General features: G+C 67.7%; 13 protein-coding genes, 1 tRNA gene and 1 pseudogene. 7 read left to right on the top strand and 8 right to left on the bottom strand.

Annotated features, from left to right (window positions below):
* The 3 genes and pseudogenes from ROA7023_RS25805 to ROA7023_RS11130 form a co-directional block, all read right to left on the bottom strand.
* Positions 1-264: pseudogene (locus tag ROA7023_RS25805) on the bottom strand (hypothetical protein); the annotation flags it as partial.
* A 269-nt stretch (positions 265-533) separates the two neighbouring features.
* Positions 534-609: transfer RNA gene (locus ROA7023_RS11135), tRNA-Ala, on the bottom strand.
* Positions 610-661: 52 nt separating this feature from the next.
* Positions 662-1,330, bottom strand: a complete 669-nt coding sequence (locus ROA7023_RS11130) for a hypothetical protein (RefSeq protein ID WP_085879108.1) — start codon at positions 1,328-1,330, stop codon at positions 662-664.
* A gap of 170 nt (positions 1,331-1,500) precedes the next feature.
* Here ROA7023_RS11130 and ROA7023_RS11125 point away from each other — a divergent pair, with 170 nt between their 5' ends.
* On the top strand, positions 1,501-1,893 hold the full coding sequence (locus tag ROA7023_RS11125; RefSeq protein WP_085879107.1) for a hypothetical protein: 393 nt from the start codon (positions 1,501-1,503) through the stop codon (positions 1,891-1,893).
* Here ROA7023_RS11125 and ROA7023_RS11120 read toward each other — a convergent pair.
* Positions 1,877-2,359, bottom strand: coding sequence for a YdcF family protein (locus tag ROA7023_RS11120; RefSeq protein WP_085879106.1), 483 nt, complete (start codon positions 2,357-2,359; stop codon positions 1,877-1,879). The two genes, ROA7023_RS11125 and ROA7023_RS11120, sit on opposite strands and share 17 nt — an antisense overlap.
* Before the next feature lie 77 nt (positions 2,360-2,436).
* Between ROA7023_RS11120 and ROA7023_RS11115 the strand changes: the two genes are divergently transcribed.
* Positions 2,437-3,156 (top strand): copper homeostasis protein CutC, encoded by a 720-nt coding sequence (locus ROA7023_RS11115; RefSeq protein ID WP_143535523.1) that lies wholly within the window; start codon positions 2,437-2,439, stop codon positions 3,154-3,156.
* A gap of 159 nt (positions 3,157-3,315) precedes the next feature.
* Complete coding sequence (locus tag ROA7023_RS11110) at positions 3,316-3,528, top strand: hypothetical protein (RefSeq protein WP_085879105.1); 213 nt, start codon at positions 3,316-3,318, stop codon at positions 3,526-3,528.
* A 42-nt stretch (positions 3,529-3,570) separates the two neighbouring features.
* On the opposite strand, the gene uvrB is transcribed toward ROA7023_RS11110, so the two are convergent.
* The gene (gene uvrB, locus ROA7023_RS11105; protein ID WP_085879104.1) at positions 3,571-5,772 is read right to left on the bottom strand and encodes an excinuclease ABC subunit UvrB; all 2,202 of its coding nucleotides are present in this window, start codon (positions 5,770-5,772) and stop codon (positions 3,571-3,573) included.
* Between the two features lie 203 nt (positions 5,773-5,975).
* Here uvrB and ROA7023_RS11100 point away from each other — a divergent pair, with 203 nt between their 5' ends.
* Positions 5,976-6,287 (top strand): ETC complex I subunit, encoded by a 312-nt coding sequence (locus ROA7023_RS11100; RefSeq protein ID WP_085879103.1) that lies wholly within the window; start codon positions 5,976-5,978, stop codon positions 6,285-6,287.
* Between the two features lie 183 nt (positions 6,288-6,470).
* Here the strand turns inward: ROA7023_RS11100 and ROA7023_RS11095 are convergent, their stop codons facing one another.
* The 3 genes from ROA7023_RS11095 to truA form a co-directional block, all read right to left on the bottom strand.
* The gene (locus ROA7023_RS11095) at positions 6,471-10,814 is read right to left on the bottom strand and encodes a translocation/assembly module TamB domain-containing protein (RefSeq protein ID WP_085879102.1); all 4,344 of its coding nucleotides are present in this window, start codon (positions 10,812-10,814) and stop codon (positions 6,471-6,473) included.
* Positions 10,811-12,526, bottom strand: coding sequence for an autotransporter assembly complex protein TamA (locus tag ROA7023_RS11090; RefSeq protein ID WP_234992159.1), 1,716 nt, complete (start codon positions 12,524-12,526; stop codon positions 10,811-10,813). Before ROA7023_RS11090 ends, ROA7023_RS11095 begins: the two co-directional genes overlap by 4 nt.
* Positions 12,527-12,741: 215 nt before the next feature.
* A complete protein-coding gene (gene truA / locus ROA7023_RS11085) occupies positions 12,742-13,521 on the bottom strand; it encodes a tRNA pseudouridine(38-40) synthase TruA (protein ID WP_085879100.1) in 780 nt (259 codons plus the stop codon).
* Positions 13,522-13,619: 98 nt separating this feature from the next.
* Here truA and ROA7023_RS11080 point away from each other — a divergent pair, with 98 nt between their 5' ends.
* From ROA7023_RS11080 to ROA7023_RS11070, 3 genes are all read left to right on the top strand, one after another.
* The gene (locus ROA7023_RS11080) at positions 13,620-15,035 is read left to right on the top strand and encodes a YcjX family GTP-binding protein (RefSeq protein ID WP_085879099.1); all 1,416 of its coding nucleotides are present in this window, start codon (positions 13,620-13,622) and stop codon (positions 15,033-15,035) included.
* 98 nt (positions 15,036-15,133) lie between these two features.
* Entirely contained in the window at positions 15,134-15,526 is a 393-nt protein-coding gene (locus ROA7023_RS11075) for a GNAT family N-acetyltransferase (RefSeq protein WP_159458483.1), read from the top strand.
* Entirely contained in the window at positions 15,523-16,527 is a 1,005-nt protein-coding gene (locus ROA7023_RS11070) for a YcjF family protein (RefSeq protein WP_085879097.1), read from the top strand. The genes ROA7023_RS11075 and ROA7023_RS11070 overlap by 4 nt, the downstream gene beginning before the upstream one ends.
* Positions 16,528-16,579 lie beyond the last annotated feature (52 nt).

Below are 16,579 nucleotides of genomic sequence, written 5' to 3'. Positions count from 1 at the left end.
ACGATCATCGCCTCCTCGGCCTCGCTCAGAACCGTCGAGCGCGGTTCTGTCGGCCCGGTCTTCATATCCTCGACCGTCGACCGTTGACCGCTTCCGCCATTTCGCCACCGTCTTGGGATTGATGCCCTGCTCCCGGCCCAGTTGCGCGAGCGAAGCCTGCCCCTCTCATCGTTTGCAAGCAAACGACTGCCGGGCGACGGATCGCTGTATTGCAGCTCTGACGGCGTGCGTGGTCGTGGCGCAGCCGTGACGAACTTGTCCCATAGTGCTTCCGTCCATTCCTGAGAAAGGATCGCACCATCAAACCGTGGGATCAAACACCTAGGCCTTTTCGCCCCGGGGCTGCGGTCTGCTCAGGTTGCCCACCTGACTTGCTCGGATCACGAGACGACCCCCTCACCCGATTTGTGGGACAAATCCTCCGTTGGACCCCGACCATCCCAGGCTCACAGGTTGCGCCCGGCTTTCGCCGGTGCATCCGCTGGTACGGGCGAGACTGAAAACTGGTGGGAATGACCCCTGAAAGGGTCCATTGGTGGAGCCGATCGGGATCGAACCGACGACCTCGTCATTGCGAACGACGCGCTCTCCCAACTGAGCTACGGCCCCATCACGAGCGTATTTGGCCGCTGCCGCAGCGACTGTCAAGCTTGCGGCAGCGTCAGAATTCCCACCAGGTGGCGATCCGGAAACCGGTCCCGAGGTCCCCGGTCAGGGCTTGCACCACCCCGACTTCGACCCTTGTGCGGTCATTCACGCGGAACAGTGCGGACGGGGCCGCCTTGGCATAGAAGTCGCCCGCGGTGCCGATCCCGGTCTGCATCTGCATCACCGCCGTCCAGCGGTCGTTGAAGTCGTGGCCCCAGGTGAGGTCGAGCTTGCCTTCAGTCTGGTCGCTGTCGATGACAAAGATCGCCGTCGCATCGGCGGCGAGCCAGCCATCGGCCAGCCCGCGACCGACGGAGAGGCCGAGCCGCGCGACCTGTTCGAAAAGCTCCGGATCGCGCTCGTGACGCAGACCGTATGTGAGGGTGACGGCCACGGGGGTCCTGGCGTCCGTGGGGCCGACGGGAAAGCGCAGGAAGACGGAGCCGGTTTCCTCGTCGTCGCCATTGGCGATGTAGAGGTCGAGCCCCACGGTCGCCCGCTCCGCCAGCCCGTATTCGAGATAGACCGTCGGGTCCCAGTGAACGGGCCGGGTGGCGGCGTCCGACAGGGCGATATTGGCGCCAAACGACAGAAACATTTCGCCCTTGCCCCGCATCCAGGCACCGGCCGCCGCGGGGGACGCCAGGATTGTCAAGGCAAGCAGGAGGGCAAGATGGCGCAAGACGATTCCCTTCCAAGGATCGACATTCAGAATTGCCTTGCGTGGTTAAGGAGGCGTTAATGCAACGCGGCGTCCATGTACGTGCCAAGGATTGGGCGGGCCGACCACCGGGGCCGTGGAGGCGAAGGCGGCGCCGCGTCCAATGCGCCCCTGACTTGAGGAGAGACCAGATGTTCCATCCTGTCCGTCGACTTGCACTTGCGATCGCGGCCTGTTGCCTTGCCGGGCCTCTCGCCGCGCAACCGCTCATCGGGTCCTACGTGGCCTACATCGGCGCGGCCGATCTCTACAATTCCAATGGCGTGCGGCTGACCGAGCCCTGGCAGGTGCTGCGCCAGGACCGGGCGAATTTCCATCGCTTCGGTGTCGCCCAGGCGGGGGATGAGTGGGATCCGTTCTTCGGCTCCATCGACAACCGCGCGGCGATGGAACGGATGATCATGAACGGCAGCACCAACCCTCAGGCGCGGGCGAACCTGCTCAATGGCGGGGCGACCGTCTTTGTCCGGATCTACGGGCAGGGCAGCGTCGGAACCCGGATCGACGTCACCGTGGCCCGTTAGGCCGGGGCCCCAGCGCGTATTTCACGAGCGCCGGCAGCTCTCGTAGGATCATCGAGAGCCGGTGGCGTCGCGCCGTGCCATCCCAGCCCGGACCGTTGCCACGGGCGTGGACGCCCAGGCGCCATGCGGCGAGCCGGGCGCGCGGCAGATGATATCTGTCCGACACCAGAAGGATGTCCGTCGCACCGATGTCGCGACAGATCGGCAGGGCGTGGGCGATGTTCTCCCAGGTGGTTCGGGAGGTATCCTCCAGCCTGATCGCCTTTTCTGGCACGCCGAGTTCGCGCAGCAGGCGGGCGGCGGTCGCGGCCTCGGTGTCGCCTGTGGCTCCGGCGCCGCCGCAGGCGACGATGACCTCGGCCCGGCCCGCGTGATAGAGACGGGCGGCATGTTCCGTCCGACGGCGCAAGGTCGGCGAGGGGCCGTCGGCCCAGACGGCCGCACCGAGGAGGAGGATGATCCGCATCCCCACTCCTTCGGCCAGTCGCGGGCCGGGCGCAAGCCTCGCTTGAGCGTGGCGGCCGGCTGGGGCAAAGGGGGCGGATGATACCGCTCGAAGTGCCTGTGGAGACGATGGATGGTGTGCACGCGGCGCGGCGGGGCGGCGCCGCCCGGATAGAGCTCTGCGCGGCGCTGGGCGAGGGGGGGCTTACGCCCTCGGCCGGATTGATGCATGCGGCGGCCCGCGCCGGCGTGCCGGTCTTTGCGATGATCCGGCCCCGGGCCGGGCTGTTCCAATGGTCCGCGGACGAGGCCGCGACCATGGCCCGCGACATCCGCACCGCCCGCGAGGCCGGGCTTGCCGGGGTCGTCCTCGGGGCGCAGCGGGGCGATCTTTCGCTGGACACAGCGCTTCTGGCCGGTCTGGTGCGCGAGGCCGGACCCATGGAGGTCACGCTGCACAGGGTGATCGACACCGTGCCGGGCCCGCTCTCGGCGCTGGAGGTCGCGGTCGGGCTGGGCATCGGCCGGGTGCTGTCATCCGGCGCCGCGCCCACGGCGGTGGAGGGGGGCGGGATGCTGGCCGCCATGGTCGCGCAGGCCGCCGGGCGGCTGACGGTCATGGCCGGTAGCGGGGTGAACGCGCGGAACGTGGCTGCGCTCGTGGCGGAGACAGGCGTGGCCGAGGTTCATGCCTCCTGCTCCGCCCCGTCGCCCGGGGCCGCACCCTTCGGCTTTGACCCGCCGAAGGGGCGGCGCATCACCGAGGAAGCCCGGGTGCGGGAAATGGTCGCCACCCTGGCCGCAATCTCGGATCGCTGACGTGTCGATGCGGCCCGGCGGCCGGGCCAGACGGGGTCTTGCGGTCGCCGTCGGCGGGGCTGGCGCGGGCGCGTCGCCACAATGTGGCATTTGTCGGGTGGTTTAACGGTATCTCAAAGATCCAGCGGCTAGTATCGGCAGGACAAGACGGAGAATGACATGGACCCCATCAAGCAGATCACCGCCCTGATGACAAAAGCCGAGCTCTTGCAGGCCAGGGCCGAGGCGCTTCTTGCCCGGTGCCCGCCACATCTCCGGCGCAACCTGTCTTATTGCGTTCCGGACGAGGGGTTTGGTTTCGGCCCGTCCACACGTCGGTTGACCGCAGAATTGGCGACCGCCTCGCAGCCAGTGGGCGACCGTCGCTCCTGACCGTAGATCGGGCGAAACGCTTGGTCGGGTCCGGCGGCTGCGTCAACCGCCCTTGCCCTTGCGCCGCTTGTTCCCGCCCCGCTGACCGGCCCGTCCTGCGGTCGAGCGGCCGGATGACTTGGACGCTTCGCCGACGGCCCTGTCCACCGCCTGTTGCCGGGCCAGGGGATCGTCAGAGATCACCAAATCTACGGTTTCCAATCGCTTGACCTCGTCGCGCAGGCGCGCCGCCTCTTCGAATTCGAGGTTCTCGGCAGCCTTGCGCATGTCCGTCCTGAGGCCGTCGAGCACCGCCTGAAGGTTGCCGCCCGTGGGTCCGTCGACCTTGGCGGTCACGCGGTTCATGTCCACGTCCCCCTTGTAGAGACCGGCAAGAACGTCATCGACGTTCTTGCGGATCGTCGCCGGCGTGATGCCGTTGGCCTCGTTATAGGCGATCTGTTTGCTGCGGCGGCGGTCGGTCTCGCGCAGGGCCCGCTCCATCGACCCCGTGATGCGGTCGGCGTACATGATGACGCGGCCCTCCGCGTTCCGGGCGGCGCGACCGATGGTCTGGATCAGCGAGGTCTCGGACCGCAGGAAGCCCTCCTTGTCCGCATCCAGGATGGCCACGAGTCCGCATTCGGGGATGTCGAGCCCCTCGCGCAGCAGGTTGATGCCGACCAGCACGTCGAAGGCGCCAAGGCGCAGGTCGCGGAGGATCTCGATCCGCTCGATCGTGTCGATGTCGGAGTGCATGTAGCGCACGCGGATGCCCTGTTCGTGCAGGTATTCGGTCAGATCCTCGGCCATGCGCTTGGTCAGCACGGTGGCGAGCGTGCGGTAGCCGGCCTGGGCCACGCGGCGGATCTCGTCGAGCAGATCGTCGACCTGCATCTCGACCGGGCGGATCTCGACCTGGGGGTCGATCAGTCCGGTGGGGCGGATGACCTGTTCGGTGAAGACGCCGCCGGTCTGTTCCAGCTCCCATGCGGCGGGGGTGGCGGAGACGAAGACGGATTGCGGACGCATCGCATCCCATTCCTCGAACTTGAGGGGTCGGTTGTCCATGCAGGACGGCAGGCGGAAGCCATGTTCGGCGAGCGTGAACTTGCGCCGGTAGTCGCCTTTGTACATGCCGCCGATCTGGGGGACCGAGACGTGGGATTCATCCGCGAAGACGATGGCGTTGTCGGGGATGAACTCAAAGAGGGTCGGCGGCGGCTCGCCCGGCGCGCGGCCGGTGAGATAGCGGGAATAGTTCTCGATCCCGTTGCAGACGCCAGTGGCCTCCAGCATCTCCAGATCGAAGTTGGTGCGTTGTTCCAGCCGCTGCGCCTCCAGCAGTTTGCCCTCGGCTACGAGCTGGTCGAGCCGCATGCGCAGCTCTTTCTTGATGCCGTTGATGGCCTGCTGCATCGTGGGCTTCGGTGTCACGTAGTGTGAATTGGCGTAGACGCGGATGCGCTCGAACGTATCGGTCTTTTCGCCGGTCAACGGGTCGAACTCGGTGATCGCCTCCAGCTCTTCGCCGAAGAAAGACAAGCGCCAGGCGCGGTCTTCCAGGTGCGCTGGAAAGACTTCGAGGGAATCGCCCCGCACCCGGAAGGTGCCGCGCTGGAACGCCTGGTCGTTGCGCCGGTATTGCTGCGCGATCAGGTCGGCGATGATGTCCCGCTGGTTGTATTCGCGCCCGACGTGAAGATCCTGGGTCATGGCGCCATAGGTCTCGACCGAGCCGATGCCGTAGATGCAGGAGACCGAGGCGACGATGATCACGTCGTCCCGTTCCAGCAACGCCCGCGTGGCCGAGTGCCGCATCCGGTCGATCTGCTCGTTGATCTGGCTTTCCTTCTCGATATAGGTGTCCGAGCGCGCGACATAGGCCTCGGGCTGGTAGTAATCGTAGTAGCTGACGAAGTACTCGACCGCGTTCTCGGGGAAGAAGCCCTTGAACTCGCCGTACAATTGCGCGGCAAGCGTCTTGTTCGGGGCGAGGATGATCGCAGGTCGCTGGGTTTCCTCGATCACGCGGGCCATCGTGAAGGTCTTGCCCGTTCCCGTGGCGCCCAGAAGGACCTGATCGCGGTCGCCGGTGTCGATGCCGCCGCTCAGCTCGGTGATCGCCGCGGGTTGGTCGCCTGCGGCGGCGAACTCGGTGTGCATGATGAAGCGCTTGCCGCCTTCCAGCTTTTCCCGGGTGGCCACGTCCGGGGCGGGGGCGTTCAGGATCGCTTCGGTTTTGTCCGAATGGGCGTAAGGCATCAGTTTTCCTCTGGTCCGATATGTCTTAATTGAGCGCGACGGCGCGGGGATCAAGGGTCGATACTGACAGGGCTGTGTCAGCAGCGTTTCGGGTTTGCCGGAAAGGGGCCTTTGGGCAGGGCGTGGGCCTGATCGCGCGGCATCGTGCCGCTTGCAGAGCCGCGGCGGCGCCCGTAATAGTGTGTTGAACGGAGGGATCGCCCATGCGCGCACGTATTTTCAGACCGGCCCGGACTGCGATGTCGTCGGGCTCCGCGAAGACCCGCAAGTGGATTCTGGAGTTCACGAACCAGACCGGGCAGGACGTCGATCCATTGATGGGCTGGACCTCGTCGGCAGACACTCAGGCGCAGGTGAGGCTGACTTTCGATACGCGGGAGGCTGCTCTGGACTATGCCCGCGAGAACGACATCGATGCGGTCGTGAAGGATCCCAACACACGCCAGGCCAATCTGCGGCCGGGCGGCTACGGCGAGAACTTCGCGACGGGTCGGCGCGGGGTTTGGACCCACTGATTTCGTTTGGTGGCTAATCCCACTTGACCATTTAATAACCGCCAGCTCGGCCACGAGCTTTCAATTTTTCGGAAAGTCATAAAGTCCGAAAGGCACAATCGGCTGTTTTGAGCGCCGAGAACTGACACGGGCGCAGATTATTCGCGAATAATCTGTCCGAATTTTCGCGAAAATTCGGGCGCCTCAGTAATCACGTTCGAAGAAGATACCGAGGGAGGATTCGCCGTCGCTTCCGACGGTGCCCTTGGCGGTCAGGTCGGCCGTGATGTCGAGGTTCAGATCGATCTGAGTCTGGCCAGTGCTGTCGACGATCACGTCGGTGTAGATATTGTCGCTGATATATGTGCCGAACTGGACAGCAGCGTTTCCTGCCTCGTCCGTCGTCACGTCGAGGTTGTCAATGCCGAGCCGGTTGCGCAGATCGCCCATGAACCCGCCGCCCCGGCCAGCAAGCGTTCCGACCGCAGAGGCGAGCTGGACCGCCTGGAGCGGTGTGATGTCCGCAATGTTCCGCCCGAAGAGCAGGCGCGAAAGAACCTCGTCTTGCGGAAGCTGCGGCGAGCTGGAAAAGTTCACGTCTGGGTCTGCCGCTGGTCCGGTCACGCTGATCGAAATCTGCGTGCCGTCGTTGGTCTCGGTTTCGGCCACGAGGCGCAGCACCGGACTGAAGTCGCCTTCGAGCCTTGCTGTGCCCTCCGTCAGGGTGAAGCGCTGTTGCAGAAGGTCCAGCCGCCCGCGGACCAGTGAGAACTCGCCAACCGGTTCGACATTCCGCGTCGTACCACGGATGATCAATTGCCCGCCCAGTTCGGCATCCAGCCCACGGCCGCGAATGAATATCTGCGACGGCGCATTGATCGTGATGTCGAGCGGAAAGCCCCCGGACCCGCTTCCGCCCGAGCCGGAGCCACTGTCGCTGCCGATGTCGTTGCCATCAAGGGCGAGACCCGCGCGATTGAGGGTCAGCCGCACGTCCCCCGGAGTCGTCAGATGCCGCACCGTCGGGATTTCCCCCAGGGAGCTGACCGTGGATGACGGTACCTGAACCTCGGTTCTCCCGAGGTTTACGGTTCCGCCGATACGAGCGCCCGCGGTCAAAGGGCCGACCAGCGAGATCTGGCCGTCGACCACGGTTTCGTAGAGTGTCGGATCGACGACGACCACGCTTCGAAGGCCTATGTCGATATCGGCAGAGAATGGCGACGACAATGTCAGGGGGCCGTCTACCGTGACCGTGCCGCCAAAGGTCGGGCTGCCCGATATCGCGATGTCGGCCCGGCCTCCCGAAAGCGACACCGTGCCGCTGATGGCCTCGATGGACTGGGCCAGGCTCGGTTCGGCGAAGCGGCCGCCCGATATCGTCGCATTGCCCGAGATCGCATCGAGGGACAGGCCCCGGACTGCCAGGTCGAACCGCGCGTCGCCGGACAGGCGGCGCGGCACGATGAACGGGTTGGCCAGGCCCAGGGGCGCGGACCCCGTGACCGACAGATCCATGGCACCGCCGGGTGCGACGGTGCCGCCGATGTTCGCGTCCACGCCGCCGGCGCCCGCGATGTCGGCTGCGACGCGCCAGGCACCCGACGAGGTGAGCTCGGCCGTGCCACCTGCGGTCACCGGCCCGTTGAGGTCGGGAACGACAAGGCCGATATCCGCCAGCCGCGCGCTGAAATTCGCCGTTCCGGTCGCGCCCTGCCCAGTGACCGAGCCGTTCACCGAGAGGCTGGGCAGCGAAAGGTCCAGGGCGTTGACCCGCAAGGCGCCGTCGTCGGATCGGGACACCTGCGCCGACAGCGTGCCGGGGCCGCGCAGCAGCCGGTCGGCCACCGGGATGCCGACCCCGAGGTCGGCGGTCCGGGCGTCGATCTCGACGTCGAAGGCCTGCGTCACGGGCGCGACCGACCCGGTCGCGTTCAGCGTCACCGACCCTCGGATCGGCTGACCGACAATCGGAGCGAAGGCCGAGAGCGACCCGACCGTCGCCTCCAGCGTGCCGGTGGTCACGTAATCGGCCTCGGGTGCGGCGACGTCGCCGACAAAGGACAGCCGGGTCGAGGGCGCCGTGGCTGCGACATCGACGTCCAGCGACCCGTCGGCCGCCTGGTCCACGGTCGCGTTCAGTGTCGCGGGACCGGAGATACCGTCGAGCACGAGCCCGACCTCTTCGATGCGGGCGTCGATGCGCCCGCTGCGGGTATCTACGCCCAGGACCGCTGCGCCGGAGGCGGAGACTTCGGGCGTGGTCAGGCTGAAGGCGGGCACCCGGATGCCGTCTGCGTCCCGCGCAGCCGTGACGGACAGGGTCCCCGCACCGCCAATCAGCGGATCCGCCTGGGGGATCGAGAGGGCCAGGTCCTGGGTCGTGCCGTCGATCGTCAGGTCGAAGAACTGCTCCATCGGCAGGACCTGCCCGGCGATCACCAGGTCGGCTGCCCCGGCAAGGTCCCGGCCCGCGAGACCGGAAAACGGGCGCAGCGTGGCGACATTCGCCCTCAGGGTCAGGTCGGTCGCATAGCCGTCGTCCGGCGATTGCGCGGTGCCGACGAAGGCAAGATCGGCCGAGGCGGCCGCCAGCGTCATGTCGAAGTCGATCACCTCTTCCGCATCGCGGTCCACAGTGCCGGACAGCGTTCCTGGGCCGGAGAGGTCCGGCGAGATCAGGCCGAGGTCGACGATACGGGCCGAGAGCTCGGCCGAGGCGACGCCGCTGGTGATCGTGGCACTGGCGTTGGCCTCGACTTGCGGGGTCGTGACCTCCAGGTTTTCCAGTCGGGTGCCGGTCTCATCCCTTGCGGCGCGCAGCGCGACGGTGCCCCGACCCGCAAGCAGGGGGTCGGCGATTTCGTTTCCGATGCCAAGGCCGTTGGTCTGCGCCGTCAGGTCCACGGCAAAGATCCCGTCGAGTGGGCGGATGTTGCCGGTGGCCTGGACGACGCCGCTGCCGGTCAGATCCATGGAGGAAATCGTCGAAAAGCGTTCGAAATCATCGGCCTGCACATTGGCGTCGAAGGCGATGTCTAGGCCGCCCTCGGTTTGCAGCTCGACGTTCGCGCCAAGTTCGAGCCCGGCGCTGCGGACCGAGAAGCTCTCGATCGTGAAGGGGGCGCCATCGTTCAATGTCGCGTTCATCGCCCCGGAGACGTCCTCGCCGAGGGCTTCGGCAAGCCCGACATCGTCCAGAACGATATCGCTCGCGTCGAACGTCAGCCCGAGGCTGGCGAAACCGTCGGCGTCGGTGGCGGTGCCGGGCCTGATGACGCCATCGCCAAACAGGGTGATCGAGTGCAGGGCCATTCCCGGCCGCTCGAACCCCTCGAGGAAGGCATAGCCGCTCCATTCGTCACCCTCGGCGCGGTCGAAGGCCACGAAGATCTCGCCTGAGTCGACATAGGTGCGCGGCCCGCCGATCGGCAACAGCAGCCTGTCGGTTCCGTTGCCAAGCCTGCCCTCGAGCGCAATGCTCTCCGGCCACCGGTCCGGCCCCAGCGCCAGGGTGCCGTTTATGTCGATCGCCTGCGCCGCGAGGGTCAGGTCCGGAACCTCGATGGATCCGTCCGGCGACTGGATCGCGCGGACGGCAAGCTGCACGTCCTCGCCGAAGAACTCGCGGTAATCGGGGGCGAGCAGCTTGGTCACATCGCCCGAGATGTCGAGCGTGATGTCGCGCGTGGCCGCGCCGATCGTGCCCTCGGCGTCCGGCGCATCGCGGGTGGTGACAAGCTCGAAACTGCCAGTGACGCGTTCTTGCCCGTCGGTCGCCAGCGTCAGGTCGGCGGCATAATTGTCGATCGGGGCGGCCCCGTCGATCGACAGTCGCACGGACGGCGCCCCGGGCAGCGACAGGCGCGAGGCGACGAGGCCGGCCGGCCCCTCCTGAATTCTCAGGTTCAGCGCCAACTCACGGCTGACATTCGAGAAACTGCCGGTCAGCGCGAATTCTCCGTCACCGCCATCAATCCGGCGCGCGATCACGTTCGCAAAGCCTTCGCCGTCCTCCAGAGAGGCCGCGCCGGTCAGCGAGATCGCTACCGGCTCGCCGATGAAATGCTCGCCGATCTCGATGCGGTCGACGCTCAGTTCCCCAAGCCGGATCGAGACCGGAAGTTCGGGCAGGCTGAAGGTGCTGGCTTCGGCGGGCGGCAGGTCGACCGGCGCAGGCTCCGGGATCGGGGCGCGCAGGATCGAGATCCGCTCGGCGCTGATCTCATCCACATCGACACGGCCGCGCAGCAGCGCACTCCGGGTCCAGACCAGCGCGAGGCCCTCCGCCTCGAGCCAGACGCCTTCGGCATCGGCCACGGTCAGCAGGTCGATCCGCGCCTCCGAGCTCAGCGCACCGCTGAAGCCGCGGATGCGCACGTCGCGGCTTGCACCCGACAGGTTGTCCTGCAGCAGCCGGGCGATATAGCCGACGTCGTCTTCGTCCTCGCCCTGGGCCAGACCGTCCTGGGCGACCGCGCAAAGTGGAAGGAGGGCCGCCGCTGCGACGACGAGCCAGAGGCGCAGGAACGCGGGTAGATGTCTCAAAAAGCCTGTCCAATTCCGATGTAGACCTGCACTGCCTGGCCCGCATCGTCGCCGCTTGCGGGCGTTGCGATGTCAAGCCGGATCGGGCCGATCCCCGTGTCATAGCGAATGCCGACGCCGGCGCCGGCGTGGGATTCGTCATCCTCGCTCGGGAACTGGTCCGCGCCGACCTGGCCGTAATCGTAGAAGGCCACGCCCGAGATCGCGTCGGTGATGCCGACGCGGGCCTCGATCTGCGCCCCGAGGAAGGAATTGCCGCCGACCTCGAACCCGTCGCGCATGATGCCTAGCGACTGGTATTCCTGGCCGCGCACTGTGCCACCCCCGCCCGACAGGAAAAGGTAGTCGGCGGGCGCGTCAAAGCCCGATGTCCCCAGCAGCGATCCGAATTGCAGCCGGCCGGCGACAGTCACCCGGTCCTCGGCGCCGAAGCTGCGGTAATAGCGGGTGTCGGTGGTCAGCCGCGCACCGTTCTCGGCATTGTCGAGCCCCAGGAACGGGATTGCTTCGGCATTGATGTAGAAGCCCGACCGCGGGTTCAATTCGTTGTCGCGCCTGTCCCACTCGGCCGAGAGCGGGAAGGTGATAAGCTGATAGGTCGTGTCGCCGAACTCTGTCTTGACCTCCGCGTAGCGATAGCCGAGGCCGCCGGAAATCGTCAGCGTCTCGGTCACGATCCTGCTCAGGCCCAATTCGGTCTGGAGCGCGAAGATCTCGATCAGGTCGTCCTGGCTGTCGAGCAGTTCGAGGTTGACGTAAAGGTCCTGGTCCGGGCCGAAGGTCGCCGGCCGGCCGAACGAGGCGTTGATGCCGTAGTCGATGCCGTCGACATTGTCCGAGATCTGCTGGATCTCGCCCTCGATCCGGAACCGCTCCGCCCCGCCAAACAGGTTGCGGTGCAGCCAGAAGGCCGAGACCGTCAGCCCGTCGATCGAGCTGAGCTCGATCCCGAAGCCGAAGCGGCGGGGTTTCTGCTCGGCGATGTCGGCAAGGATCGGCAGGGTGTTTCCCGGTCCGTCTTCCTCGGCTTCGCGCAACACGACCGACGAGAACGCGCCGGTCCGGCGCAGCCGCATGGTCGAGGTCTCGACCGCGTCAGGGGAAAAGCGCTCGCCGACCGGAAGGCCCGCGATTTCGGCGATCCGCTCCGCCCGCACAGCCTGGTTGCCCGAGACGACCAGGGGGCCGAACGACAAGAGCGGGCCGGGCGTGATGCCGATGCTGACGTCAAGCTCCTCGTCCGCGTGGCGCGCGGTGATGTCCTCGCCGGCGGGCGCGGCGCGGGCGTAGCCCTGCTCGCGCCAAGAGACGACGCCGGCGCGGACGGCGGCCCGGATGGTGTCGGAGCGGGCGCGCTCGCCGCTGCGGAACCCCTCGGGCAGCACCGTGCCCTCGGGCAGCGGCGCGAGCGATGCGCGGCCGAAGGAAAACAGCGGCCCCCGCTCCACGAGGATCTCGATCTGGGTGATCTGCCCAGGGGCGCCGACCGGGGGGATGCCGGCCGCCTCGCGCCCGTCGATCCTGATCGAGACCGTGCCACCGTAATATCCGGCGGAATAGAGCGCCGTGAGCAGGCGCCGGTAATCGGCCTGCGCGGCCGCGATGTAATCCTGCGGCGTCGGTGTGTCCTGATCGTCGAGCGTAATCAGTAGGGAGGCCTGGCGCAGTTCGCTGTCGAGCGTGTCGCTGGCGTCCGCCGCGTCGAGCGACACGCGGACTTCCTGAGCCTGAGTTGTCGTGGCTGCGATGGCTCCGGTGAGTGCGAAGACCACGGCCGCTGCGCTGTAGGTTTGGCGCAAAAGGGCCCCCAAAAGTATGTGTGTCGTCAATCTTTCGCATGTCACAATAGCCCAGGAAACGGGGCAGGCAAATCACATAAATGGCGCTTTGTGTTATTCTTGCGACTAGGTATGGGGTGTCGCCCCGCTCATTCCGCCGCGGCGAACGGGTCGTCGGGATAGTCGACCCGCGCAAGATAGAGCCCGTGGGGCGGGCAGACCGGACCGCAGGCCGCGCGGTCGCGCGCCTCCAGCGCGAGGCGGACCCGGTCTGGCGCCCAGGCCCCCGCGCCGACCCGTTCAAGCGTGCCGACGAAGCTGCGCACCTGGTTGTGCAGAAACGACCTGGCGCGGACATGGAACCGGTATTCGGCAAAACCGTCGGCCCGGGCGACGTGCTCAATCTCGAGCGCGTCGAGTGACTTGACCGGGCTGTCCGCCTGGCAGATCGACGAACGGAAGGTGGTGAAATCGTGCCGCCCGACCAGCTGCGCGGCCCCCTCGCGCATGGCGGCGAGGTCGAGCGGATGACCCACCTGCCAGACCTGCCCGGCTTCGAAGGTGACGGGCGGGCGGCGCACCACAAGACGAAAGAGGTAATGCCGCCGGGTCGCCGAGAACCGCGCGTGCCAGTCGTCGGGGACCGTTGCGCAAGCGGTGATGGCGATGGGCGCGGGCTTCAGGTGCCAGTTCAGCGCCTCCATCAGGCGGAACGGGGACCAGTCCCTGTCCATGTCCGCATGGGCGGTCTGGCCGACCGCGTGGACGCCGGCATCGGTGCGGCCGGCGGCGGCGATCGTGTGCTCGCGCGGCTCCAGCCGGGCCAGCGCGGCCTCGATGTCGCCCTGGACCGTGGGCAGGGCGGTCTGCCGCTGCCAGCCCGAAAACGGGCCGCCGTCATATTCCACCTTGAGCGCATAGCGGGGCATGGCTGGCGGGTAGCCCAACCGTGACGGCGGGGCAAGCGGCCCTACACAAAGCGGTCCGGCCTGACTATCTTGCGCGAAAGGCAAAGAGGGCAGGGCGCTTGGTCATCACGGCAATTGCGGACGGCATCACCCGGGGGGTCGAGACCGTCACCGACATCGCGACGGCGCCCTTCACCGATCCGGTCATCCGGCTGGGCGTGACCGGGCTGAGCCGAGCCGGCAAGACGGTGTTCATCACCTCGCTGGTGGCCAACCTGATGGACCGGGGGCGGATGCCGCAGCTTGCCGCGGCGCGCAACGGGGCGATCCGCACCGCCTATCTTCAGCCGCAGCCGGACGACACGATCCCGCGCTTCGCCTACGAGGACCATATCGCCGAGCTGACCGCCTCGGAGCCGCGCTGGCCCGAGGGCACGCGCCGGATCTCGGAGCTGCGGTTGTCGCTGCGGGTGCAGCCCACGGGGCTCTTGTCCGGCTGGCAGGGGCCGCGGACGGTGCATCTGGATATCGTGGATTATCCCGGCGAATGGCTGCTGGACCTGGCCTTGATGGACAAGGATTTCACGACCTGGTCGGCTGATACGCTGGCGCGGATCGCCGCGCGCGGCGAGGCCGGCAGCTATCTGGGCCAGGTCTCGGGCTGCGATCCGGGCGCGGATCTCGACGAGGGGGTGGCCACGGCGCTCGCCCGAGGCTTCACCGACTACCTGACGGTGGCGCGGGCGCGGGGCTGGTCCGATTGCACGCCGGGGCGGTTTCTGCTGCCCGGGGACCTCGAAGGCTCGCCCGTGCTGACCTTCGCGCCGCTGCCGAGGCCCGAGACGCCCGGGCGCCGGTCGCTCTGGCGGGAGTTCGAACGGCGCTACGAGAGCTACAAGCGCAACGTGGTGCGGCCATTCTTCCGGGATCATTTCAGCCGGATCGACCGGCAAGTGGTGCTGGTCGATGTGCTGGGCGCGATCCACGCGGGGCCAAGGGCGGTGGAGGACATGCGCAAGGCGCTGGCCGATATCCTCGGCGCGTTCAATCCGGGGCGGAACTCTTTCCTGTCGCGGCTCTTCCAGGGGCGGCGGGTGGAGCGGATCCTGTTCGCGGCGACGAAGGCCGACCATCTGCACCACGCCCAGCACGCCGAATTGACCGCGATCACCGAGGCGCTGCTGCGCGATGCCCGCGAACGGGCGGATTTCGCGGGGGCCAAGACCCAGGCGATGTCGATCGCCGCGCTGCGGACCACGACAGAGGCCGAGGTCGACCACGAGGGAGGGATGTTGCAGGTCGTGCGCGGTCGGCTGAAGGGGACGGGCCGGCAGGCGGCGTTCTATCCCGGCGATCTGCCGTCGGACCCGGCGCATCTGCTGGCGCCGGCCCGCGCGGGCGAGGCCACCTGGCTGAACGCCGATTACGAGGTCATGGATTTCGCGCCGGCGCGGCTGACGCTGGAGCCGGGCGAGGGCCCGCCGCATATCCGGCTCGACCGGGCGGCGCAGTTCCTGATCGGGGACCGGCTGTGATGCGGGCGACCACGCGCCGGGGCCTCGGTGCCGGGGCGCCGCGGCCAGGCGGCTGGGGTCTGCACCTGCGGCCCGCCGCGCACGCCGATGTCCCGGCAATGGCACGGATCCTGAAGCACTGGGTGACGGCCACCCGCTGGATGCCCGACCTGCACACGCCGGACCAGGATCGCGCCTTTCTCGCCGAACAGGTCGACAGTGCCGAGCTCGTCGTCGCCGATCACGGTAGGATCGCCGGTTTCGTCGTCCGGCATGGAACGGACATCACGATGCTCTACGTCGCCGAAACGGCGCGGAGGCTGGGCGTCGGATCCGCCTTGCTGAACCGCATGAGGCGCGATCATCCGCGCCTGTCGCTCTGGACCTTCCAGCCCAATGCAGAGGCACGCGCCTTCTACGCCGCGCGGGGGGGCGCGGGAGGTCGAGCGCACGGGGAGCCGCGGCAACGAAGAACGCGTGCCGGATGTCCGGCTGGACTGGAGTTGACATGACCGACCCGCGCAAAGGCCCCGTTCTGATCTCGCTCGACGATGACGAGGTCATCCCCTCGCCGGCCGAGGCGCCGCCCGTCGCCGATCTCGAACCGCTGCCGCGGGGGGCCGCGATGGAGCAGGTGGCGGCCCTTGCCGCCGCCCGGCCGTCACGATTGGGTCGGCTGTTCTGGTCGCTCCTGGTGGCGTTGGTGACCTTCGGCCTGTCGGTCGCCGCGTGGAATTTCGTGACCGGTCTTCTGGCCAGCGCACCGTTGCTGGGTTGGATCGCGGGGGCGCTGTTCGCGGCCTTCGTGGCCGTTCTGCTGGTCATCGCGGTGCGGGAACTGGCGGCGTTCAACCGGTTGAAGCGCATGGACGAGGTATTGCATGCGGCCGAGCAGGCGCTGGCCGATCACGACCTCGCCGAGGCGCGGGAGGTGGCCGTCATGCTCGACCGGCTCTACGCCGGGCGGGCCGATACCGAATGGGGGCGGGTGCGGCTGAAGGACGCCCGCGAGGAGATCCTGGATCCGGACGGCCTTCTGGGCCTGGCCGAGACCGACCTTCTGGGGCCGCTCGACACGAGGGCGCTGCGCGAGGTCGAGGCGGCGGCGCGGCAGGTGGCCACGGTGACCGCGATCGTGCCGCTTGCGCTGGCCGATGTGGTGACCGCGCTGACGGCGAACCTGCGGATGATCCGGCGCATCGCCGAGGTCTATGGCGGGCGGTCCGGCGGGCTGTCGTCATGGCGCCTGACCCGGACCGTCTTCACCCACCTGGTGGCGACGGGCGCTGTGGCGGTGGGCGACGATCTGATCAGTTCCGTCGCGGGCGGCGGGCTGTTGTCGAAGGTGTCACGGCGGTTCGGCGAAGGGGTCATCAACGGCGCCCTGACCGCGCGGGTCGGCGTCGCGGCGATCGAGGTCTGCCGTCCGCTGCCGTTTACCGCCGTGTCCCGGCCTTCTGTCACGGCCCTCGTGCGGCGGGCCCTGACGGGGCTCTTCGGACAGCGGGAGTAGGACCGCTTTGGGGCTGGCTGTCGTGGGCCCTCCGCGCTGGCCTCGGTCCCGT

Origin of the sequence: Roseisalinus antarcticus (assembly GCF_900172355.1) — a bacterium.
GTDB classification, from domain to species: domain Bacteria; phylum Pseudomonadota; class Alphaproteobacteria; order Rhodobacterales; family Rhodobacteraceae; genus Oceanicola; species Oceanicola antarcticus_A.
This window is presented reverse-complemented; position numbering and strand designations above follow the sequence as displayed.